We start from the raw sequence: 20,292 nt of genomic DNA, 5'->3' as shown, positions 1-20,292 counted from the left end.
CTGCCGATTCGACGCGTTGCGCGAACGGCAGGTGTTTTTTAGATGGGGGCCGAGCCGGTAGAGCGCTTCCAGTACAGCGTCAGCGCCAGCGCCGCCGCGGCGAACGCGCCGCCGAGCCAGAAGCCGTAATCCCGGCCGAAGCGGTCGTTGACGAAGCCGGCCAGGAACGGCCCGGCGAACATGCCGACCGAATAGACGGCCTGGTAGAAGCCCATCGCCGTCGCCCGCTTGGCGGAGGCGAACGGCCGAATCGCAAGCCCGAGCAGAATCGGCAGATGCATGCCCTGCGCGAAGCCGTTCAGCGCCTGCGTCAGCGCGAGCAGGCCGAGGTTCGGCGAGAAGGCGATCGCGACGGTGAAGAGGCCGCTGAACAGGTAGGCGGCGCCGATGACGTTCCAGGTGCCGAAGCGCGGCACGAGCCAGCGCGCGGTTACGAGCGACGCGAGTCCGTGCGGAACCATGAACGCGACGACGATCAGCGTCAGCTGGCCGGCCGAGGCCCCAAGCGACGTCGCCTTCAGCGGCGTGAAGCCGAACATCGTAATGAACAGCACGGAGTGGGCCAGAATCGACAGCGTCGAGACTTGGCGCAAGGAAGGGGTGCTGACGACCTCCCGCAGGTGGCGGAGCGAGATCGGGGCGCGGGCGACCCCTTCGCGCGGTTCTTTGACGGCGAAGGCCAGCGCGAGCCCGGCCGCGCCGAGCACGATGCCGGCGCCGAAGGCCGCGTTCCAGCCGTACGCGTCCGACAGCCAGCCGCTTAAGATCATGCCGATCAGTTGGCCGGCGACGGTGAGGACGCTGATGTTGCTCATCGCCTTCGTCGCGTCCGATGCGGCGAAGTAAGCGGCGTACAGGACGGTGAACGCGACCCACGCCGAGGCGCAGACGCCCGACATCATGCGGCCCGCGAGCGGCCAGAGCCACGAGCCGGGCACCATGAACAGCAGGCAGCTGATCGCGCCGGTAATCATGCCGAGCATGAGAAAGGGCTTGCGCTTGTGCAGCTTATCCGATTGCAGGCCGAGCGGAAACCGCACGAGCATTTGCACGAACCCGTAGCTGCCGAGCACGATGCCGATCAGGTCGTCGGCATAGCCGCCGCTCTTCATGAACGGAGACAGGATGGGGACGTAGACGTACAGCGTCGACCAATAGAGCAGCGTCACGACGACGAAGACGGCGTGGTCGGCGCGGGTCGCGGCGATCAAGGGACGTTCGCCGGCTTGTTCTTCAGCGGACAACGGAACCTTCACTTCCTTTGGCATGGATTTCGAATGACAGCGTACTTACTGTATATCAGGTCCCAAGGAAGAGCAATCCTTTTTAACCAGGAAGTTCCTCGGAAAGAAACTTATCGGCGGGTTTTGTCGTATTAGGTAGCGGGTCCCGCGGACGTACGATGCCGGAAACCGGAAAGGAGTTTGAATGCGATGAAAAAGCCATGGATCCGCGAGCTGCGGGATTGGAGCGTGACGCTAGGCATCGCGATTACGGCGGCGCTGCTCATTCAGAATTACGCCTTCGCGCAAACCGAGGTCAAAAACATATCGATGCAAAAAACGCTCGTGGACGGGCAGCGGCTGATCGAGGACAAACTCAGCTATCATTTCGAATCGCCGCATCGGGGCGATATCGTCATCATTGACGGGCCCGAGAGCGATAAGCGGCTCATCAAGCGCGTGATCGGCCTTCCAGGGGACGCGATCGACTTCACCGAGGACGGCCATGTCTTGGTGAACGGCAAGCAGCTCGAGGAACCGTACGTGAAGGGACTTAGCTACGCGAACGGGATGAAGGTGCCGTATACGGTGCCCGCGAAGCATCTCTTCGTCATGGGCGACAACCGGGAAAACAGTCAGGACAGCCGAATGCTGGGACCGATCGCGCTGTCGAGCATCGAAGGCAGGGCCGTGTTCCGCTTGTGGCCGCTCGATAAGTTCGGGGGGCTGGAGTAGCGGATGCCGTTCACGTTCTCGCATCCGCTGTTTGCCGTGCCTTTGCGCCGTCTCGCGCCGAAGCTCAGCTTGACCGGCCTCGTGCTCGGGAGCATGATTCCCGACATGGAGTACTTCATGGCGCTGCAATCCTATCAGACGATCGGCCATTCGTTCCGCGGCTTCGTCGTGCAGGGGCTGCCGCTCAGCATCGCGGCCGCGGCGGCATTCCACGCCGTCGTCAAGCCGGCGCTGCCGGGCTTGCTCCCGGCGACCGGCGGGCTGGACCGGTTTGCCGCAAGCCTGAGCTCGGATGCATGGAAGCTCAATTCCGCGCGTACATGGCTGATTTTCCTCGTTTCCTTGTACATCGGGTATTGGACGCATATCTTCATGGACGCCTGGACGCACGGCAGCGGCGCGTTCGTGGGCTGGTTTCCGCCGCTGCGCGCCGAGATCGGCGGCTACGGCGTCTATAAGCTGCTGCAATACCTGTTCTCGCTTATCGGGGTAGCCGTTCCGGGACTGCTTCTACTGAGGCGGTACATGCGCTGGCGAGGTTCCGCCGGGCTCGAGCGGCTTCCGGCATCGGCCGCGCCGGGCACGAAAGCGCTGCTGTGGACGACGGCCGCCGCCTTCGGCTTGCTGTTGTTCGCGGCGAAAATCGTCGTCACCGGCGACCATAACCGCCTCGTCAGCGCGCTGATCGTGGCGCCGCTGTCCTCCGCGATGTTCGGCGTGTTCGTCGCGTCGTTGTTTTACCGGGCGGCGAGGAACCGCAGGCTCGCGGGCGCGTTTGCCGCCGTGGGCTTGCTGCTGCTGGCCATCGCCTCCTTTCGGATAAGCGAATACGTCTGGACGCCGTTCCGGCTGAACCGCCCGTACGCCAACTTCCACGGGGATTTCCAGTCGTTGTGGAACGGCTACCTGATTCTCTGGTCCGCGCTGGTGCTGCTCGGCTGCAGGATGACGGCTGCCAAGCGGAGGCCGCCGTCGGCGAAGCACGGGCCGGAAGGACGGACGAGGTCCGCGTGACGCTTGCATAAAGGCGGCGGGATGTGGTCATTCTACCGTCGCAAGCGGGCGGGCGATGGGAGTCGGCCGCAAAATGCCGCGGAATTTGAAACGTTTTGGCAAGCCGGGACGTATCAGACTTATACGTATACCGATTGGGAGGGATTTTGATGATTTTTTCGACAACGCCGACGATTGAAGGCAATCCGATTCAAGAATACCTGGGCGTCGTGACCGGGGAAGCGATCATGGGCGCGAACATCGTGCGCGACTTGTTCGCCTCGATCACCGACATCGTGGGCGGCCGTTCCGGCGCGTACGAGACGAAGCTGAAGGAAGCCCGCGACGTGGCGTTCAACGAAATGTCGAGCAACGCGTCCCGGCTGGGCGCGAACGCGATCGTCGGCATCGACATCGATTACGAGGTCGTCCGCGAGGGCATGCTGATGGTCGCGGTGAGCGGCACGGCGGTCCGCGTCTAAACCGGTCCATAAGCGAAAGGCGGCATCCGCGGCGAACGCGGATGCTTTTCTTTTGATTGCCGGGGGCAACTGGACATCGGCGGGAAGCAGAAGGTAAAATGCATATAAGATCGGCAACTCGAGCTTGAAGGAGCGTTATAGACGATGGAAGAAATTACGGCAAGCGAATTGGAAACCCGGCTGCGGTCGGGCGAGAAGCTGAGCCTCATCGACGTCCGGGAACCGGACGAATGGGCGGACGGCCATATCAAGGAAGCGGTCAGCATGCCGTTATCCGCATTCGTGGAGCGGCTGGGCGAGCTGAACGGCTTCGAGGAACCGCTGTACCTGATGTGCAGAAGCGGCAACCGCAGCAGCCGGGCGTGCGATTATTTGGCGGCCCAAGGCTACGAGGTCGTGAACGTGCTCGGCGGCATGCTCAGCTGGCCGGGCGAGGTCGTCAAGGGCGAGTAACGGCAGCAACCGCAAAACGGCACTTTCGCATTTCGATGCGAAGGTGCTTTTTTTATGATCATGCGGCATCCTTCGCCGCCATATAGTGGAGAGTAGGACAGCTTGGGTTGTCTTGCGGCCGTGATGCGGCCGACGTTCAATCGAGAAGGCGAAGGAGGGCGGCCATGCAGCCTCCACACGAGGACGAAGTGCTGGATCTGCGCATTCAGGGCATGAGCTGCGCGGCGTGCGCGACCCGGATCGAACGCGCGGTCGGCCGGTTGCCCGGCGTATCCGGCGTTTCGGTGCATTATGCGGCCAAGTCCGCTTACATTACATTTGCCCCGGGAACGGCGACCCCGGCGGGCATTATCGAGAGGATCGGGCAGATCGGGTTTCAGGCGTATCCGCACGGGCGGGAGGACGGCGGATCGGAGATCGACGCGCTCAAGCTGCGCGTGTTCGCCGGCAGCGCGCTGACGCTGCCGCTGCTGTGGACGATGGCCCACCATTACCCCGCGCTAAGCGCCGTTCCGGTGCCGTCGTTCATCGAAGAGCCGATTCTGCAGCTGCTGCTGGCGTCGATCGTGCAGTTTTTTATCGGCATGCCGTTCTATTTCGGCGCCTTCTACGCGCTGCGGGAGCGGACGGCGAACATGGACGTGCTCGTGGCGATCGGCACGACGGCCGCGTACGTCTACAGCTACATCGCGATGATGACGGGCGGCGCGTTGTACTTCGAGACCTCGGCGGTCGTCATCACAGCCGTGCTCGGCGGGAAGCTGCTGGAGGCGGCCGCGTCGGAACGGGCGATGAAGGACGGGGACGGCTACGCGTCCCTGCAGGCGAAAGAAGCCGTCGTCGTCCGCGGCGGCAAGCCGGAACGGATTCCGCTCGACCGGATTCGCGCCGGGGACCGGCTGCTCGTCGAGCCGAACGAGCGCGTGCCGGCGGATGGGCTCGTCGCCGAAGGGGAGACGACGCTGGACGAGTCGTTCCTGACGGGCGAGAGCGGGCTGGTGAAGCGGGAAACGGGCGACCGCGTGTACGCCGGGACGACCGTCCGGGGGCAGACGCTGCGGATGCAGGTGCTGGCGACGGGACGGGAAACGATGCTGAGCCGCATCGCGGCGATCACGCGGCAGGCGCAGGCGACGAAGTCGTCGATCGGACGGAGGGTGGACCGGCTGGCGGCCGTGTTCGTCCCCGTCATGATGGTCTTGTCGCTCGGCACCTTGGCCTTGTGGCTGCTGCGGCTCGATCCGGGCAATTGGAAGACCGCCTCGATCCATGCGCTCGCCGTGCTGCTCGCGGCTTGTCCGTGCGCGCTCGGCCTCGCCGCGCCGATCTCGCTCGTGCTGGCGACGGGCAAGCTCGCGCGCAGAGGCATCGTGCTGAAGGAAGCGGGCGCGCTGGAACGGCTGGCGCAGCTAGACGCGATCGTGCTCGACAAGACGGGTACCTTGACGGAAGGCAAGCCGACGATGACGGGCATCAGCGCGCTGAACGGCGCCCCGTCCTCGCTGCTTCGCCTCGCGGCGGCCGCGGAAGAGCGGTCGCGGCATCCGTTCGCGGACGCGCTTCGGGAGTCGGCCCGGCGCGCGGGCTTGGTCGTGCCGGCGTCGTCCGCGTATGCGGCCTATCCCGGCAAGGGCATCGAGGCGACCGTGGACGGCCGTTCGGTCGCCGTCGGCAACGCCGGCTTCGCCGCCGAACGGTCCTGGACGATTCACCGGTCGCTGCACGGCTTCGCCGCCGAGCGGGAGGCGGACGGCGAAACGGTCGTCTACGCGTTCGTGGACGGCGCGTGCGCCGGCGCGTTCGCGTTCGCCGACGCCGTGAAGCGCACGTCCCGGGAAGCGGTGGACGACCTGCAGCGGCAGGGCATCCGCGTCCTGCTCGCGACGGGGGACCATCCCGCGGCGGCGGGCAAAGCGGCGGCGATGACGGGCATTCGCGACGTCCGCGCCTCGCTGCTTCCGGAAGAGAAGGCAGAGCTGATCCGCAAGCTCCAAGGCGACGGCTCCGTCGTGGCGATGGCCGGCGACGGCTGGAACGACGCGCCGGCCTTGGCGGCGGCGGACGTCGGCATCGCCATGGGCGGCGGCACGGAGGCGGCGCTCGACGCCGGGGACATGACGCTGCTGCGCTCCCGGTTGACGGGCATCTCCGAGGCGCTGCTGATCAGCCGGCTGACCGTGCGCAACATCCGGCAGAATCTCGGGTTTGCGTTCTTATATAACGCCGTCGTCATCCCGTTCGCGGCCGTCGGAGGCATCGAACCTTGGATGGCGGGCACGGCGATGGCGCTCAGCTCCGTATCGGTCGTGGGCAATGCGCTGCGTCTGAACGGGCAGATGAGCCGCGGGCTGAATCGGCGTCTGTCGTCGTAGGCGCGATTGCCGGGCCGCCGCTGCGGCCGCTCTGGCTGCTCGCGACGGCAACCACGGCCGCGGCCGCGTACAACGCGGCAAGCCCGCGGGCCGTTCGCCGTTCTTTCCGGTTGGGCATGGGAAGACCTCCCGATGGACGGTGATGGACTCGGATTTCGATGAGATCATAGTTATGCGCCACGACTCGTTCAAAAGAACCCCCCGCCCGGCGACGATTCGGGTAGACAAGGCTTCCCGGAGAGTGGTATAGTAGCTCAGGACAATTGCATAGGCGAGCTGCATGGTGCCGGACGATCGCGAATCAAGCGAGGTTCGGCTTAATAGGGAAGACCGGTGAGAAGCCGGCACGGACCCGCCACTGTAAGGAGCGCCTCGGCCGAACCCCGGCCGCGGCAAGGGTTGACCGATATGTCACTGGGCGCGAACGCGCGTCCGGGAAGACGGGTCGCGCCCGACGCTCCGAGTCAGGAGACCTGCCTGCAGCGGATTAACGCTACCTACGTGGACTTAGGGAGGTGTTAGAAATCGGCGCTGGCGCCGCAGCGATTTAGGTTCGCCGCGCAGGCGAAAGCCAGCCGCCGCCGTTCATGGAACAGGAGCGTTTCTGACACTGAAGTCGGAGACGCTTTTTTTGTTGCGCCTGAACGAACGGCCGGCAAACGAAAAACGGTACGCAGAATGATCGGAACGGGAGAGAGACAAGATGAACAGATTGAGGAAACCAACGATTCGCAAGGCGGCGCTTCTGCTGCTTGGGATGGCGATGCTGCTGCTGGCGGCGGCTTGCGGCACGGACAAAACCGAAAACGGCAACGGCAGAGCGGCGAATCAAGCGGCTGCGAACAATGCGGCGAACGGCGCGAACGGGGGCGCCAACGCGTCCGGCGAACCGGCCGCGAACCAAGGTTCGGCCGGCGGCGAGGCAGGGGCGGCGGCGAAGGCGACCGTCTATCCGCTCACGGTCAAGGACGCGACGGGCACCGAATTGACGTTCGACGCCGCGCCGCAGCGGATCGTGACGCTCGTGCCGAGCGAGACGGAGATCGTCTACGCGCTTGGGGCGGGGGACGCCGTCGCGGCCGTCGACAGCAATTCCAACTATCCGAAGGAAGCGGCGGATAAGCCGAAGATCGGCGACATGAACCCGGACATCGAGAAAATCGTCTCGCTGAAGCCCGATCTCGTTCTGGCCTCGTACAGCTTGAGCCAAGCCGTCGTCGACAAGCTCCGCTCGCTGAAGCTGCCCGTGTACGCATCGGATCCGAAGACGTATGACGCGGTCATCGACAAAATCAAGCAGATCGGCGCCATCCTGGACAAGCCGGCGGAAGCGGCGGCGGTAACCGGTCATATGGAGCAGGTGCGCCAGCAGGTGACGGATGCGTTGAAGGACGCGCCGAAGCCGAACGTGTACCTCGAATTTTCCCCGGGCTGGACGGTCGGCAAGGGCGAGTTTCTGGATGAGCTCATCACGCTGGCCGGCGGCACGAACGTCGCGACGGAGGCGGGCTGGTACGAGATCGATCCGGAAGCCGTCGTCAAGGCGAATCCGGACGACATCGTCTATGCGTCGATGACCGTGAAGGAAGGCGAGAAAAATCCGATTCTGGCGGCGATCGAATCGCGCCCGGGCTGGAAGTCGATCCATGCCATCGCAAACAACAACTTGTTCGAAGTCGACCAGGACCCGCTGACGCGCGTCGGTCCGCGCCTCGCGGACGGCCTGCTGGACGTGGCGAAGAAGCTGCATCCGGACCTGTTCCACTAACATGCGGACGAAACTATTCCTATACGGAGGAGCAGCGATGCTCCTCCTGCTTGCGTCAACGGTCGTCAGCCTGTCGATCGGCTCCGCCGGCCTCCCGCTAAAGGACGTCTGGGGCATCCTCGTGCACCAACTGCCCGGCATGCCGGACGCCGGCGGCAAGTGGGACGCGGCGGATATCGCCATCGTCACGCAGCTCCGGCTGTCGCGCGTCGTGCTCGGGATGCTCGTCGGCGCGTGCCTGGCGCTGGCCGGAGCGGGTTTTCAAGGGGTGCTGCGCAATCCGCTAGCCGATCCGTTCACGCTCGGCGTCGCATCGGGCTGCTCGGTCGGCGCCGCGTGCATGATCGTGTTCGGGCTGCAGACGGCGCTGGGGCTCTGGACGGTGCCGCTCGTGGCGTTCGTCACGGGCATGGCGACGCTGCTCGCCGTCTTTGGATTGGCCCGCGCGCGGGGGGCAATGAACGTCGAGACGCTGATCTTGTCCGGCGTCGTCATCCAGGCTTTCCTGGGCGCGGTCGTGTCCTTCCTGGTCACGCTGTCGCAAAACGTCGTCAACGAGGCGATGTTCTGGCTCCTGGGCAGCCTGAGCGCGCGGAGCTGGTCGCACGCGAAGCTGATCGCGCCGTTCCTCCTCGTCGGGCTGCCGGTCATGATCCGGTATGCGCAGCATCTGAACCTCTTCGCGTTCGGCGAAAGGCACGCGGCGCATTTGGGCGTCAACGTCGAGCGCACGAAGCTGATCGTCTTGGTCGTCTCCACGCTGCTCACCGCGGTCGCGGTGTCCGTCGCCGGCGTCGTCGGCTTCGTCGGCCTCGTCGTGCCGCATCTGATCCGGCTGCTCGTCGGCCCGGATTACCGGATCATCGTGCCGCTCTCCGCGCTGGGCGGCGGCTTCTACCTCGTGTGGGCGGACACGCTCGCGCGGACGGCGCTGAGCCCGAAGGAAATCTCCCTCGGCATCGTGACCGCGATCATCGGCGCGCCGTTCTTCGCCTACCTGCTCTATCGGCGCAAAGTGCTGCAAGGGGGCGGCCCGGCATGATCGAAGCCAAAGGAGTCGCGCTATCGCTCGGCGGCCGACAGGTACTTAACGACATTAATTTCGAATGGAAACAAGGCGCGATGTACGGCATCATCGGACCGAACGGGGTCGGCAAATCGACGCTGCTGCGGCTGCTTGCCGGCACGGAACGGCCGGCAGCGGGCGAGGTGCTGCTGGAGGGCAAAGCGGTTTCGGCCTACAAGCGCAAAGACCTCGCGAAGCGCGTCGCCGTGCTGCAGCAGGGCGGACTGCCCGCCGTCGGCTTCACGGTGCGGGAAACGGTCGCGATGGGCCGGTTTCCGTACCAGAATTGGCTGGGCGAAGAAGGAGAAGAAGGCGAGCGCACGGTGGAACGCGTGCTGCGGGAGCTCGGGCTCGCCGATATGCAGGATCGGCCCATCGACGCGCTGAGCGGCGGCGAACGGCAGCGCGTCGCGTTGGCGAAGGCGATGGCGCAGGAGCCGGAGCTGCTGCTGCTTGACGAGCCGACGACATATCTGGATATCGGCTACCAGGTGCAGCTGCTCGATGCGGTCAAGCGGTGGCAGGCCGAGCGGCGCCTGACCGTCGTGGCGGTGCTGCACGACCTTAACCTCGCGGCGCATTACTGCGACGAGCTGCTCGTGCTTCGCGAAGGGAAAATCGAGGCGTTCGGCCCGCCCTCCGAGGTCGTCCGGCCGGAGCTCGTCGCGCGGGTGTTCGGCGCGCGGACGGTCGTGCTGCCGCATCCGGAAACCGGCGTGCCGCAGCTGCTGCTGCTGCCGGAAGCCGCGCCGGCCGAAAGCAGACGGGAAAGGAAGCGAGAAAATGGTTGAGCGATATGGAGCGGACTCGGATTTGAATGGCGGGTTCGGGAATGAACAAGAATTTATGGCATTAATTAACGGAATCGACGAGCTGGACGGCGCGGCGATGGAAGCGGCGGAGCGCCGTCTGAACAGCTTGACGAAACCCCCGGGCAGTCTCGGACTGCTGGAGCGGATCGCCTCGCAGGCGGCGGGTATTACGGGCGAGCTCGCGGCGGACGTCTCGAAGCGCGCCGTCGTGGTCATGGCGGGCGACCACGGCGTCTGCGAGGAAGGCGTCAGCGCGTTTCCGGCGGAGGTGACGCCGCAGATGGTGATGAACTTCCTTGCCGGCGGCGCGGCCGTCAACGTGCTCGCCCGCGGCGCCGGCGCCGACGTATTCTGCGTCGACATGGGCGTGAACGCCGATCTGGCGCACGAGGCGCTCCTTGTCCGCAAGACCCGCAAGGGGACGGCGAACCTGGCGCGCGAAGCGGCGATGACCCGCGCGGATGCCGTGTCCGCCCTTCGGAGCGGCTTCGAGCTCGCGGCGGAGCTGGCGCGGGACGGCTACCGCATGCTGGCGACCGGCGACATGGGCATCGGCAATACGACGGCGAGCGCCGCTCTCTGCGCCGCCCTCGGCGGCTTGACGCCGGACGAGGCCGTCGGACTCGGGACGGGGATCGCCGAAGACCGCCGCCGGCATAAGGTCGACGTCGTCGCGAGAGCCATCGCGCTCCACGCGCCGGACGGCTCCGACCCCATCGGCACGCTCGCCAAGGTCGGCGGTTTGGAAATCGCGGGACTGGCCGGCTTGATTCTCGGCGCCGCGGCCAATCGATGCCTGGTCGTCGTCGACGGCTTCATCTCGTCCGCGGCCGCGCTGGTCGCGGCGGCCATCGCGCCGCAGGCGGTGCCGTACATGCTCGGTTCGCATCTCTCGCAGGAACAGGGGCATGCCCGGCTGCTGGAACGGATCGGCCTGAAGCCGATGATCCATCTCGACATGCGGCTCGGCGAAGGCACCGGCGCCGTGCTGGCGTTTCATTTCGTGGACGCGGCGCTGGGCGTCATGCGTGAGATGGCGACGTTCGAGAGCGCCGGCGTGTCGAGAGAGTAACGGCGCCGCGAACGGGGGAAGACCTGCGCAAGACCGGCGAAAGACCGGCCAATAATCGGAACGAAGGGGAGAGAGTATGGCGATCTTCATTACCGGCGGAGCGCGAAGCGGCAAGAGCGGCTTCGCCGAGGCCTATGCCCGCAAGCTGTCGGACCGCGGCGTCTATATCGCGACATCCCAGAGCTTCGATGACGAAATGAAGGAACGGACCCGGCTGCACCGGCAGCAGCGCGAGCGCTCCGGCTACGCCTGGCGGACGATCGAGGAACCGCTCGCGCTCGCCGGGCTGCTGGGCGAGCTCGAGCGGGAGCAGGCCGGCGGCGCCGGCCGTCCGGCCGTTCTCGTCGATTGCCTGACGTTATGGCTGACGAATTGGCTGCTGCGGCTGGACCCGGGAACCGACGGCGAGCAGGAGACGAAAGCGAACGAGGACCGGCTGCAAGCGGAGCTCGATAAACTGATTGCCGCGGTTGACGCGTATACCGGTCCGCTGCTGCTCGTGACGAACGAGGTCGGCAGCGGGATCGTTCCGGCCTACCCGCTCGGGCGGCGGTTCCGGGACGAAGCGGGCCGGTTGAACCGCAAGCTGGCCGGCCATTGCGCCGAAGCCTATCTCGTCGTGGCGGGCATCCCGCTCGACCTCAAGCGGCACGCGTTTCGGCTGGAGGAGGATTGAACCGGCATGCTCTTCTACTCGCTGCAGGAGACGCTGCTGCTCGTTGCCGCGGCGATCGCGATCGATTGGGCGGCGGGCGATCCCAAATGGCTGACGCACCCGGTGATTCTCATCGGCCGTCTCATCGCCCGATTGGAGCGCAAGCTGAGGCCGGAGGGCGTTGAATTAAGCGCGGCGGCGCTGCGGAAGCGGGGCATGGCGCTGACGGCGGTCACGGTGCTGGCGGCCGCGGCCGCGACGTGGGCGATTTGCTTCGCGGCCGCCCGGATTCATCCTTGGCTCGGCTACGCCGCGTCCGCTTGGCTGGTTTCGACGACGATGGCGGTCAAAGGGCTGAAGGACGCGGCGATGCTCGTCTTCCGGCCGCTTGCCGCCGGAAAGCTGGACGAAGCGCGCACCTACGCAGGCTACATCGTGAGCCGCGACACGTCGGCCATGGAGGCGAAGGATGCCGCCCGCGCGGCGGTCGAAACGGTGGCCGAAAACACGGTGGACGCTTTCCTGTCCCCGCTGCTGTTCGCGCTTCTCGGCGCGGCGCCGCTGGCCATGCTGTACCGGGCGGCCAATACGCTCGATTCGATGGTCGGCTACAAAAACGAACGGTACGCGCACTTCGGCTGGGCTTCCGCCCGGTTCGACGACGCGCTCAACTATATCCCCGCCCGCCTCTGCGGCGGGCTGATGGCCGCGGCGGCTTGGGCGACGCCGGGTTTGTCGGCGGCCAGGGCGATTCGGGCCGTCCGGCAGTTCGCGCGGCTGCACCCGAGCCCGAACAGCGGCATTCCGGAATCCGCGGCGGCGGGCGCGCTCGGAATCGAGCTCGGCGGCCGGAACGTGTACTTCGGCCGGGTGAGCGAGCGCGCCCGGATGGGGTGGCCGCTGCGGCCGATCGAGCCGGCCGACATCGTGCGGACGATACGGCTGCTGTACATGGTCAGTCTATTTTGTTTTGCGGGGGTGCTTGCGGCATGGCTGCTGCTACGGCTTTCGGCTTCTTGAAACGGGAATTGCAAGCGGCGGGAACGGCGTTTCAGCTGCTGACGCGCATACCGGTGCCGGTCGCGATTCCCTTCACGCCGGAGATGCTGGCGCGCAGCGTCGTCTACTATCCCGTCGTCGGCGCGGTCATCGGCGGCGCGGCCGCGGCCGCGGGCGCCGGCTTGGCCGGACGCGTGCCCGCGATGCCGGCGGCCGTGCTGCTCGTCGCGTTCTGGCTGCTGCTGACCGGCGGGCTGCATCTGGACGGGCTGATGGATACGGCCGACGGCGTGTTCAGCCATCGTTCCCGCGAACGGATGCTCGAGATTATGAAGGACAGCCGCGTCGGCGCCATGGGCGTACTGGCCGCGATCGTGCTGCTGCTCTTCAAGTTCTCGCTGCTCGACGTCTGGTTGGAGCAAGGGCGGAACTGGCCGGCCGAAGCGGCGCTGCTGGCGCTGGCTTGCGGCTGGAGCCGGCTGTGGGTCGCGGTCGCGATGGCGTTCTGGCCGTTCGCGCGGGCGGACGAAGGGATGGCCGTGCTGTTCCGGGGCGTCAAGGCGCGGCATGCGCTGGCGGCCGCGGCCGTGCAGGCCGTCCTGACGGGCGTCGCCGCGCTGGCGCTTCCGGCGCCGGAAGGCGGCTGGCTCGCGGCGATCGCCGTTTCGGCCGCGCTCGCGGCGGCCGCGGGGTCCTTGCTGGCGTGGCGGCTCTGCCGCAAGCTCGGCGGGCTGACCGGCGATACCTACGGCGCGATGACGGAAATCCTCGAGGCGATCCTATTGTTTGCGCTCGTGCTGCAGCTGCATTAAGAAGGAGGCGTGGTAATATGTTGGAACGGTACGGCCATGGCGGCGATTGGGTCACCGCCCGGGAATTGTACGGCGCCGAGGACGGACCGAAGACGTTCGTCGATTTCAGCGCCAACATGAATCCGTTCGGCCCGCCGGCTTGCGTGGGCCATATCCTGAAGAGCTACGCCGACGCCGGGGAAATCGCGCGTTATCCCGATCCCGCGGTTCGCGGGCTGCGCGGCAAGCTTGCCGCCCGGCACGGCGTACGCGCGGACGGCCTGCTGGTCGGCAACGGCGCGGCCGAGCTGATCGATCTGTTGTTCCGAGCGCTGAAGCCGAAGACGACGGTGCTCGCGGAGCCGTGCTTCGGCGAATACCGCGAGGCCGCGGAGAAGAACGGCAGCGCGGTCCGGGCGATCGGGCTGCGGGCCGAAGACGGGTTCCGGCTGACCGGCGAAGCGGTCGATCGGATGCTGCGGCAGCTCCGGGAAGCGGGCCTGGCGCCCGGCGAGACGCTATGGATGCTGGGATCGCCGAATAATCCGACCGGCGAATGCGTCGCGCGGAACGTCGTGGAGAAGCTGCTGGCTAGCGGCGCCATGGCGGCGGTCGACGAAGCGTTCATGGATTTCGCAGCGAACGAACCGGAGCTCAGCCTGCTGAAGGAAGCCGCGTCCCGCGACCGTCTGATCGTGATTCGGTCGATGACGAAGTTTTACGCCGTGCCGGGCATCCGGCTCGGCTACATGGCGGCATCGCCTGCGCTCATCCGCCGCCTGGCGGCGCTGCAGGTGCCGTGGAGCGTCAATTCGCTGGCGCAGCGCATCGGCGAAGCGGTGCTGGACGAGGCCGCGTACGCGGCCCGGACGGTCGCCTGGGCGAGGGAAGAGCGCGCCTGGCTCGCGGCCCGGCTGACGGAGCTCGGTCTGACGGCGTACGGCGGCGCGGCGGTCAATTACGTGCTGGCGGCAATTCCCGGCCGGATCGGCTGGACGTCGGACCGGCTGCAGGAGGAGCTGGGGCGCCTGGGCATTCTGATCCGAGACGCGTCCCGGTTCGGCGCCCTGGACAAGCGTTATTTTCGCGTCGCGGTGCGGCTGCGGGAAGACAACGAGACGCTGCTAGCGGCCCTGCGGGCGCTGCTCGCCCGGCCGATGCCGGAGAGGGAGGCGAAGGAAGTATGAGCCGAGAATCGCGCGCCGCGCAGCCGGCCAGAACCTTGATGGTCCAAGGGACGGCTTCCGATGTCGGGAAGAGCCTGCTCGTCACGGCGTTGTGCCGGATCCTGCGGGAGGACGGCTATTCCGTCGCTCCGTTCAAATCGCAGAACATGTCGCTCAACTCCTACGTCACCTGGGACGGCAAGGAAATCGGCCGCGCGCAGGGCATGCAGGCCGATGCCTGCGGCATTCTCGCGACGACCGACATGAACCCGATTCTGCTCAAGCCGAAGAAGGACATGGTGTCGCAGGTCGTCGTGCACGGCAGGCCGCTCGGCGATTACGAGGCGCGGACCTACCGGGAGGAGGTGCTTGCCGAAGCGGGCCCGATCGTGCGGGACGCGCTTCGGCGCCTGCGCGGCGAATACGACGCCGTCGTGCTCGAAGGCGCGGGCAGCCCGGCGGAGATCAATCTGAAGGACCGCGACATCGTCAACATGCGGGCGGCGGCTTGGGCGGAGGCGCCGGTCGTGCTGGCGGCGGACATCGACCGGGGCGGCGTCTTCGCGTCGATCGTCGGCACGCTCGAGCTGCTGGAGCCGGAGGAGCGCGCTCGGGTGTGCGGCTTCGTCATCAATAAGTTCCGCGGCGACGCGTCTCTGCTCCGGCCGGGACTGGACTGGCTGGAGGCGCGGACCGGCAAGCCGGTGCTGGGCGTGGTGCCGTATCTAGCCGATCTCGGATTGGAGGACGAAGATTCGCTGTCGCTCGATCAAGCCATCCGGGCGGAGGCCGGCGGGGCAGCGTTTTCGAGCCGCGTGACGCATGCGCTGGACATCGCCGTCGTTCGGCTGCCGCATCTTTCGAATTTTACCGACCTCGATCCGCTTCGCGCCGAGCCGGATGCGGCGGTTCGGTTCGTGACGCGCCCGGAGCAATGGGGCGAGCCGGATGCCGTCATCGTGCCGGGAAGCAAAAACACGGTCGACGACCTGCTCTGGCTGCGCGCGTCTGGCCTGGCGGAACGGCTGGAAACGCATCGGCGGCAGGGCGGGCACATCGTGGGCTTATGCGGCGGCTACGAAATGTTCGGCGAGACGCTGCGCGATCCGGACCGCACGGAGTCGGACCGGCCCGAGCTGGCGGGCTTCGGCTGGTTCCCGTTCGACGTGCGGTTCTCGGCCGAGAAGCGGACGGTCCGGGCGGAAGGAAACGTCGCGCTGCCCGGCTTGCCGACCGCGTATCCCGTCGCGGGCTACGAGATTCATACCGGCATCGTGGAATGGCGGCCCGAGCGCGCAGCGGCTGAGCGCGGGTGGCCGTCGGAGCCTGCGGCAGAGGCGGTCAGGCCGTTCAGGCTGAGCGAGAGCCGGCTTAACGGTGGGCTTGCAGCGGCGGAACGCGAAGCGGAGGAGGGCTGCGCAAGCGCGGACGGGCGCATATGGGGGACGTTTTTGCACGGCGTCCTGCATAACGACGACTTCCGGCGGGCTTGGCTGAACGGACTCCGCGCGTCCAAAGGCTGGGCGCCCGCGGACGGCGGCGTGCGGTTCAACGAGCGCCGCGAGGCGGCCTTCGCGCGTTTGGCGGCGCATGTGCGGCAACATGTCGACGTCGCCCGGCTGAAAGCGATCGCCGGGTTAGCCGCGGACAGTCCGGATTCGGAGGGGGTCGGGGAATGACCCAGCCGTTTCGGACGGGAAGCAAAACGTTCGCATCGACGATCTGTCCCGGCATGGCGATGAGTCTGGCGGCGGACCGGCTCGTCATCGAGACGGAGAAGCCTTTCTACGTCTTGAGCAGCGCCGTATACGGCGGCGGCTACGGCACGGCCGACCGGTTCGTCAACCGGGAGGTGCCGCTCGATTACGATTGTTCGGATCCCGCGCGCGACTACGAACGGATGCTGGCGCTGTGGGGCTATTCGCCGGAGACGACGATCGGGTTCCTGACCGCGGCGAAGCTGACGCATGCGTCCGTCGCGGAGACGGCGGGCGAGGCGTTCGGGCTGCTGTGCTGCGCGACGGCCGGCACCGGCAACGCCGCCCGGGCGGGACGCGCGCGCGAGACGTTCCCGGCTTACGCGCCGGGCACGATCAATCTGTTCGTGCTCGTCGACGGCAGCATGACGGCGTCCGCGATGGTCAACGCCGTCATCACCGCGACGGAAGCGAAGTCGGCGGCGCTGCACGATTGCGGCATTTTAGACCAAAAGCACGGCTTGCCGGCGACGGGTACGACGACCGACGCCATCGCGATCGGCGCCAGCCAGACCGGCCGGCACGGACGGACGCACCGGTACGCGGGCGCGGCTACCGCGCTCGGCGACGCGATCGGGCGCCTCGTATACGGCACGGTCGAGGAGGCCGTCCGGACGCAGGGCGAAGCATGATGCGGAGGCGCCAAGGCCGGTCGATGCGATAGGCTCGAAAAGAGGACGGATACTGGAGACGCCGCGCGAGTTCGCGGCAGCGTGAGCGCGCAAGCCGGACGGTTTGCGCGTTTTTGCGTTGCGCGCGCGATGGAGCGGCGGCAGGAGAAGGCCGCTTTTTTTTGACGGGCTCGGGGCATCGTCTCTATAATGGAGCGTAGGAATACGAGCGTAGGAACTGACAAGACAGGGGAATTTCGGCTATGAACGATCCATCACAACCTAAAATCAAATCGGCGGAGGCCCTGCCCATCGACGGCCTGTTGCCCGAGCTGCGCGCGGCGCTCGCCGAGCGGACGTCGGCCGTTCTCGTGGCGGCGCCCGGCGCGGGGAAAACGACGCGCGTGCCGCTTGCGCTGCTGGACGCGCCGTGGCTGGCCGGACGGCGCATCCTCATGCTGGAGCCGCGCCGGCTGGCCGCCCGCTCGGCCGCGCGGTTCATGGCCGGTTCACTCGGCGAAGCGGTCGGCGGCACGGTCGGCTACCGCGTGCGCATGGATACCAAGGTCGGTCCGGCCACGCGGATCGAGGTCATCACGGAAGGCGTGCTGACGCGGATGCTCCAGCACGACCCGTCGCTGGAAGGCGTCGGGCTCGTTATCTTCGACGAATTCCACGAACGCCATCTGCACGGCGATCTGGGGCTGGCGCTTTGCCTGCAGGCGCAAGCCGTGTTCCGCGAAGAGCTCCGGCTGCTCGTCATGTCGGCGACGCTGGAAGCGGAACCGGTCGCGGACCTGCTCGGCGGCGCGCCGCTGCTCGTCAGCGAAGGACGGGCTTATCCCGTCGAAACCCATTACGAGCCGAAGCCGGTCGCGGGCCGGATCGAGGAGGCGGTCGCCCGCCGCGCGATCGAAGCGATGCGCGCCCATGACGGCGACGCGCTCGTCTTCCTGCCGGGCGCGGGCGAGATCCGCCGCGCGGAGCAGCTGCTCCGCGCGGCGCAGTCGGGCGGCGCCGCAGGGCTGTCGCTGCCGCCTGGCGTGGCCGTGCTGCCGCTTTACGGCGCGCTGCCGCCGGAGGCGCAGGACCGAGCGGTCTCGGCCGCGGCGGGCGGCGAGCGCAAGATCGTGCTCGCCACGTCCATCGCCGAGTCCAGCTTGACCGTCCGCGGCGTGCGGATCGTCGTCGACGGCGGCCAGAGCCGCGTGCCGCGCTTCTCGCCGCGCACCGGCATGGCGCGGCTCGAGACGGTGCCGGTCTCGGTCGCTTCCGCCGATCAGCGGCGCGGCCGCGCCGGACGCGAGGCGCCGGGCGTCTGCTACCGGCTGTGGACGGAGAGCGAGCACCGGCAGCTGAAACCGCAAAGCGACCCGGAGCTGCTCGGCGCGGACTTGGCGCCGCTCGCGCTGGAGCTCGCCGTCTGGGGCATCGACGCGCCCGGCGAGCTCGCGTGGCTCACGCCGCCGCCGGCCGCCGCGTACGCGCAGGCGGCCGAGCTGCTGCGGGAGCTCGGCGCGCTCGACGCCGCCGGCAAACCGACGCCGCACGGCCAGGCGATGGCCGAGCTCGGCATGCATCCGCGGCTCGCGCATATGGTCCTCGCGGCGAAGCCGCTCGGGCTCGGCGCGCTCGCCTGCGAGCTGGCGGCGCTGCTCGGCGACCGCGACGTGCTGCGCTCGCGCAGCGTGGACATGCGGCTGCGCCTCGACGCGCTGCGCGGCCGCGCCGCCGGCGAAGCCGCGGACCCCGCCGCGCTGCAGCGGCTGAACGCGGAAGCGCGCGAATGGATGCGCGCGGCCGGGATCGCGCCGCGCGCGGCGCATGGCGCGGGCGGCGGCGCATCGCCGAGCGCGGGCTCGGCCGCGCCGCCGCAAGCCGCGCCGCGCCCGGACGCCGCCTGCGGCGTGCTGCTCGGGCTCGCGTACCCCGACCGCATCGCGCAGCGGCGCGCCGACGGCCGCTTCCTGCTCCGCAACGGGCGGGGCGCCGCCGTGCAGGAGCTGCAGCCGCTCTCGGCCGCGGCGTACCTCGCCGTCGCCGAGCTGGAGGACAGCGGCAGCGACGGCCGCATCCAGCTCGCCGCGCCGCTCGGCCCGGACGAGCTGGAGACGTACTTCGGCGACCTGCTGCTCGTCGAGACGGAAGCGAGATGGGACCGCCAGGCGGAAGGCGTGCGGGCCCGCCGCCGGGTCAGGCTCGGAGCGATCGTGCTGAAGGAAACGCAGTGGGCCGATCCCGATCCGGCGATCGTGCAGGCGGCGCTGCTCGCCGGCCTCGCGGAGCAGGGGCTCGGGCTGCTGCCGTGGTCCAAAGCGGCGAAGCAGCTGCGGGACCGGATGAACCTGATGCACGCGCACAATCCGGAATGGCCCGACGTTTCCGACGAAGCGCTGCTGGCTGCGCTGCCGGAGTGGCTCGGCCCCTACGTCGGCGGCATGCGCGGACGGGGCGATCTGGCGCGGCTCGACATGGTCGCGATTCTGGAATCGCTGCTGTCCTGGCAGGATCGTCAGCGGCTGGAGAAGGAAGTGCCGACGCATTTGACCGTGCCGAGCGGCTCGAGAGTTCCGGTGGATTACGCGGATCCGGCTTCCCCCGTGCTGGCGGTCCGCCTGCAGGAGCTGTTCGGGCTGCGGGAGACGCCGCGCATCGCCGGGGGCAAGCTGCCCGTCACCATTCACCTGCTGTCGCCGGCGCATCGCCCGGTACAGGTCACGCAGGATCTGGCCAGCTTCTGGGAGCACGCCTACTTCGAGGTGAAGAAGGACCTCAAGGGGCGTTACCCCAAGCATTACTGGCCGGACGACCCGCTCGAGGCGCCGGCGACCAACCGGGCCAAGCCGCGTCCGCCGCGTTGAGCGGTCATCCCGTCGGCCCGGCGATTGCCGCTCCGGCAGCGCCGCGCCGCATGCCGAACGCTCCGTCGGTCGCCTCGCACGCCGGCCTCACGCCTATCCGGCGGCTTGCGATTCAAGCCGCCCGCCATGCCAAAGGAGAATGCCTACCCATGACGACGATCGAAAAAATCGCCGCGCTCTACTTGCTGATCATCAATATTTATGCGTTCGCGCTCATGCGCGTCGACAAGATCCGGGCGGTCAAGGACCGCCGGCACCGCATCCCGGAGCGCAAGCTGCTCGGGACGAGCGCGGCCGGCGGCGCGCTCGGCGCGTTCGCGGCCATGCGGCTGTTCCGGCACAAGACGAAGCATGCCGCGTTCGCCGCGGGCATTCCGGTCATGCTGCTCGCCCACATCGCCATTATCGTTTGGCTGGAGTCGTTGTAAGCCGGCCTTCGCGATAACCGCGAGAAGGGCTCGCGATCGAAGACCCGC

At 67.6% G+C, this 20,292-nt stretch carries 18 protein-coding genes and 1 riboswitch; of the genes, 17 read left to right on the top strand and 1 reads right to left on the bottom strand.

Going from position 1 to position 20,292, the window contains the following annotated elements; translation table 11 throughout:
• Positions 1–38 precede the first annotated feature (38 nt).
• Positions 39–1,268 carry an MFS transporter gene (locus tag BMZ79_RS05775; protein ID WP_090637488.1) on the bottom strand — a complete coding sequence of 410 codons (1,230 nt, stop codon included), beginning with the start codon at positions 1,266–1,268 and terminating at the stop codon, positions 39–41.
• A 165-nt stretch (positions 1,269–1,433) separates the two neighbouring features.
• Between BMZ79_RS05775 and lepB the strand changes: the two genes are divergently transcribed.
• The 17 genes from lepB to BMZ79_RS05690 all read left to right on the top strand — a co-directional run bounded on the left by lepB (position 1,434) and on the right by BMZ79_RS05690 (position 20,244).
• Positions 1,434–1,958 (top strand): signal peptidase I, encoded by a 525-nt coding sequence (gene lepB, locus BMZ79_RS05770; RefSeq protein ID WP_090637486.1) that lies wholly within the window; start codon positions 1,434–1,436, stop codon positions 1,956–1,958.
• Positions 1,959–1,961: 3 nt separating this feature from the next.
• Positions 1,962–2,972, top strand: coding sequence for a DUF4184 family protein (locus tag BMZ79_RS05765; protein ID WP_090637484.1), 1,011 nt, complete (start codon positions 1,962–1,964; stop codon positions 2,970–2,972).
• A 149-nt stretch (positions 2,973–3,121) separates the two neighbouring features.
• Positions 3,122–3,433 (top strand): heavy metal-binding domain-containing protein, encoded by a 312-nt coding sequence (locus BMZ79_RS05760; RefSeq protein ID WP_090637482.1) that lies wholly within the window; start codon positions 3,122–3,124, stop codon positions 3,431–3,433.
• Positions 3,434–3,577: 144 nt separating this feature from the next.
• Complete coding sequence (locus tag BMZ79_RS05755; protein WP_090637480.1) at positions 3,578–3,886, top strand: rhodanese-like domain-containing protein; 309 nt, start codon at positions 3,578–3,580, stop codon at positions 3,884–3,886.
• A gap of 164 nt (positions 3,887–4,050) precedes the next feature.
• Positions 4,051–6,258 (top strand): heavy metal translocating P-type ATPase, encoded by a 2,208-nt coding sequence (locus tag BMZ79_RS05750; RefSeq protein WP_090637478.1) that lies wholly within the window; start codon positions 4,051–4,053, stop codon positions 6,256–6,258.
• A 263-nt stretch (positions 6,259–6,521) separates the two neighbouring features.
• Positions 6,522–6,754, top strand: a riboswitch (cobalamin riboswitch).
• Positions 6,755–6,961: 207 nt separating this feature from the next.
• Positions 6,962–8,026, top strand: a complete 1,065-nt coding sequence (locus BMZ79_RS05745; RefSeq protein ID WP_090637477.1) for an ABC transporter substrate-binding protein — start codon at positions 6,962–6,964, stop codon at positions 8,024–8,026.
• A gap of 1 nt (position 8,027) precedes the next feature.
• Positions 8,028–9,068 carry a FecCD family ABC transporter permease gene (locus BMZ79_RS05740; protein ID WP_090637475.1) on the top strand — a complete coding sequence of 347 codons (1,041 nt, stop codon included), beginning with the start codon at positions 8,028–8,030 and terminating at the stop codon, positions 9,066–9,068.
• On the top strand, positions 9,065–9,883 hold the full coding sequence (locus BMZ79_RS05735; RefSeq protein WP_090637473.1) for an ABC transporter ATP-binding protein: 819 nt from the start codon (positions 9,065–9,067) through the stop codon (positions 9,881–9,883). The genes BMZ79_RS05740 and BMZ79_RS05735 overlap by 4 nt, the downstream gene beginning before the upstream one ends.
• Positions 9,884–9,938: 55 nt before the next feature.
• Entirely contained in the window at positions 9,939–10,976 is a 1,038-nt protein-coding gene (cobT, locus tag BMZ79_RS05730) for a nicotinate-nucleotide--dimethylbenzimidazole phosphoribosyltransferase (RefSeq protein ID WP_090638704.1), read from the top strand.
• A gap of 76 nt (positions 10,977–11,052) precedes the next feature.
• On the top strand, positions 11,053–11,652 hold the full coding sequence (gene cobU, locus BMZ79_RS05725; protein WP_090637471.1) for a bifunctional adenosylcobinamide kinase/adenosylcobinamide-phosphate guanylyltransferase: 600 nt from the start codon (positions 11,053–11,055) through the stop codon (positions 11,650–11,652).
• A 6-nt stretch (positions 11,653–11,658) separates the two neighbouring features.
• Positions 11,659–12,651 carry an adenosylcobinamide-phosphate synthase CbiB gene (gene cbiB, locus BMZ79_RS05720; RefSeq protein WP_090637469.1) on the top strand — a complete coding sequence of 331 codons (993 nt, stop codon included), beginning with the start codon at positions 11,659–11,661 and terminating at the stop codon, positions 12,649–12,651.
• On the top strand, positions 12,648–13,442 hold the full coding sequence (cobS, locus tag BMZ79_RS05715; RefSeq protein WP_090637467.1) for an adenosylcobinamide-GDP ribazoletransferase: 795 nt from the start codon (positions 12,648–12,650) through the stop codon (positions 13,440–13,442). The genes cbiB and cobS overlap by 4 nt, the downstream gene beginning before the upstream one ends.
• A 17-nt stretch (positions 13,443–13,459) precedes the next feature.
• The gene (locus BMZ79_RS05710; RefSeq protein ID WP_090637465.1) at positions 13,460–14,608 is read left to right on the top strand and encodes a pyridoxal phosphate-dependent aminotransferase; all 1,149 of its coding nucleotides are present in this window, start codon (positions 13,460–13,462) and stop codon (positions 14,606–14,608) included.
• The gene (locus BMZ79_RS05705) at positions 14,605–16,266 is read left to right on the top strand and encodes a cobyric acid synthase (RefSeq protein ID WP_090637463.1); all 1,662 of its coding nucleotides are present in this window, start codon (positions 14,605–14,607) and stop codon (positions 16,264–16,266) included. The genes BMZ79_RS05710 and BMZ79_RS05705 overlap by 4 nt, the downstream gene beginning before the upstream one ends.
• On the top strand, positions 16,263–16,976 hold the full coding sequence (locus BMZ79_RS05700) for an adenosylcobinamide amidohydrolase (protein WP_090637462.1): 714 nt from the start codon (positions 16,263–16,265) through the stop codon (positions 16,974–16,976). The genes BMZ79_RS05705 and BMZ79_RS05700 overlap by 4 nt, the downstream gene beginning before the upstream one ends.
• 242 nt (positions 16,977–17,218) lie before the next feature.
• Positions 17,219–19,816, top strand: coding sequence for an ATP-dependent helicase HrpB (gene hrpB, locus BMZ79_RS05695; protein ID WP_090637460.1), 2,598 nt, complete (start codon positions 17,219–17,221; stop codon positions 19,814–19,816).
• A 149-nt stretch (positions 19,817–19,965) separates the two neighbouring features.
• Entirely contained in the window at positions 19,966–20,244 is a 279-nt protein-coding gene (locus BMZ79_RS05690) for a DUF1294 domain-containing protein (protein WP_090637458.1), read from the top strand.
• Positions 20,245–20,292 lie beyond the last annotated feature (48 nt).

This window comes from Paenibacillus sp. UNC496MF (genome assembly GCF_900113915.1).
In the GTDB taxonomy this organism is placed as follows: domain Bacteria; phylum Bacillota; class Bacilli; order Paenibacillales; family Paenibacillaceae; genus Paenibacillus_Z; species Paenibacillus_Z artemisiicola.
The sequence above is the reverse complement of the archived record's forward strand: the minus strand, read 5'-3'. Positions and strand labels throughout refer to the sequence as shown.

Excerpts from the sequence above, each read along its gene's own strand:
- BMZ79_RS05775 (WP_090637488.1), bottom strand. The coding sequence starts at position 1,268 with ATGCCAAAGGAAGTGAAGGTTCCGTTGTCCGCTGAAGAACAAGCCGGC.
- lepB (WP_090637486.1), top strand. The coding sequence starts at position 1,434 with ATGAAAAAGCCATGGATCCGCGAGCTGCGGGATTGGAGCGTGACGCTA.
- BMZ79_RS05765 (WP_090637484.1), top strand. The coding sequence starts at position 1,962 with ATGCCGTTCACGTTCTCGCATCCGCTGTTTGCCGTGCCTTTGCGCCGT.
- BMZ79_RS05760 (WP_090637482.1), top strand. The coding sequence starts at position 3,122 with ATGATTTTTTCGACAACGCCGACGATTGAAGGCAATCCGATTCAAGAA.
- BMZ79_RS05755 (WP_090637480.1), top strand. The coding sequence starts at position 3,578 with ATGGAAGAAATTACGGCAAGCGAATTGGAAACCCGGCTGCGGTCGGGC.
- BMZ79_RS05750 (WP_090637478.1), top strand. The coding sequence starts at position 4,051 with ATGCAGCCTCCACACGAGGACGAAGTGCTGGATCTGCGCATTCAGGGC.
- BMZ79_RS05745 (WP_090637477.1), top strand. The coding sequence starts at position 6,962 with ATGAACAGATTGAGGAAACCAACGATTCGCAAGGCGGCGCTTCTGCTG.
- BMZ79_RS05740 (WP_090637475.1), top strand. The coding sequence starts at position 8,028 with ATGCGGACGAAACTATTCCTATACGGAGGAGCAGCGATGCTCCTCCTG.
- BMZ79_RS05735 (WP_090637473.1), top strand. The coding sequence starts at position 9,065 with ATGATCGAAGCCAAAGGAGTCGCGCTATCGCTCGGCGGCCGACAGGTA.
- cobT (WP_090638704.1), top strand. The coding sequence starts at position 9,939 with ATGGCATTAATTAACGGAATCGACGAGCTGGACGGCGCGGCGATGGAA.
- cobU (WP_090637471.1), top strand. The coding sequence starts at position 11,053 with ATGGCGATCTTCATTACCGGCGGAGCGCGAAGCGGCAAGAGCGGCTTC.
- cbiB (WP_090637469.1), top strand. The coding sequence starts at position 11,659 with ATGCTCTTCTACTCGCTGCAGGAGACGCTGCTGCTCGTTGCCGCGGCG.
- BMZ79_RS05710 (WP_090637465.1), top strand. The coding sequence starts at position 13,460 with ATGTTGGAACGGTACGGCCATGGCGGCGATTGGGTCACCGCCCGGGAA.
- BMZ79_RS05705 (WP_090637463.1), top strand. The coding sequence starts at position 14,605 with ATGAGCCGAGAATCGCGCGCCGCGCAGCCGGCCAGAACCTTGATGGTC.
- BMZ79_RS05700 (WP_090637462.1), top strand. The coding sequence starts at position 16,263 with ATGACCCAGCCGTTTCGGACGGGAAGCAAAACGTTCGCATCGACGATC.
- hrpB (WP_090637460.1), top strand. The coding sequence starts at position 17,219 with ATGAACGATCCATCACAACCTAAAATCAAATCGGCGGAGGCCCTGCCC.
- BMZ79_RS05690 (WP_090637458.1), top strand. The coding sequence starts at position 19,966 with ATGACGACGATCGAAAAAATCGCCGCGCTCTACTTGCTGATCATCAAT.